Below are 1,053 nucleotides of genomic sequence, written 5' to 3' on the forward strand. Positions count from 1 at the left end.
GCGCCCGAGACGGGGGCGAAATACGCCGAGGTGCTCTACCCGATCCGCAACGCGGGCCCCGTCAACCGCGGCGAGGCGCCCCCAGAGGCGCTCGGCGTGTCGAGCCCGGACCCGCGCACGGTCGTGGTCGCCCTCGACCAGCCGACCCCCTACCTCCTCGAACTCCTGACGCACCAGACCGCGCTGCCCGTGCACCGCCCCTCGCTCGAGCGCTGGGGGGACGCCTTCACCCGGCCGGGCAACCTCGTCTCGAACGGGGCCTACCGGCTCCTCGACCTCGTGCCGAACGACCGCATCACCCTCGAGCGCAACCCGCATTTCCACGCAGCCCACGACGTCTCCATCCCGCGGGTCGCCTTCGTCCCGACGCCGGACCTGTCGAGCGCGGTGCGCCGCTACGCCGGCGGCGAGCTGGATTCCCTGGCCGACCTGCCCGGCGACCAGATGGCCTCCCTGAAGCGCCGCTTCGGCGACCAGGTGGTGCTCGGGCCGGCTTTGGGCGTGCAGGCCCTCGTCGTGAACACGCGCAAGGCGCCTTTCGACGACGCCCGGGTGCGGCGCGCGCTCTCCTTGGCCCTGGACCGGGAATACCTCGCCGACGCCCTGTCCGGCGGCACCATGGCGCCGGCCTATTCCCTCTGCCCGCCCGGCCTCGACAATTACCGCACGCCCCCCGAGACCGCCGGGCGGACCGGCCTGCCGATCGACCACGAGGAGACGGCCAAGGTCCTGCTCGCCGAGGCCGGCTTCGGGCCGGGGCGGCCCCTGCGGGTCGAGTACCGCTTCAACACCAGCGACAACAACCGCAACACGGCGGTGGCCGTCGCCGAGATGTGGCGCGACCTCGGCATCCAGACCCGCTTCGTCTACACCGACGCCAAGACCCACTTCGCCCACCTGCGCGACGGCGGCGACTTCGACGTGGCCCGCATGTCCTGGATCGCCGACTATTCCGACCCGCAGAACTTCCTTTTCCTGCTCCTCACCGGCAACGACGGTATGAACGCCGGCCGCTGGTCGAACCCCGCCTACGACGCCCTGCTGGGCGAGGCC

General features: G+C 72.2%; 1 protein-coding gene. It reads left to right on the forward strand.

Annotated features, from left to right (window positions below; genetic code table 11):
• Positions 1 to 1,053: peptide ABC transporter substrate-binding protein (locus COGEMETH_RS24630; RefSeq protein ID WP_238185301.1), on the forward strand; the 1,053-nt coding region annotated here is incomplete at both ends.

This window comes from Methylobacterium trifolii (assembly GCF_022179685.1).
Classification (GTDB): domain Bacteria; phylum Pseudomonadota; class Alphaproteobacteria; order Rhizobiales; family Beijerinckiaceae; genus Methylobacterium; species Methylobacterium trifolii.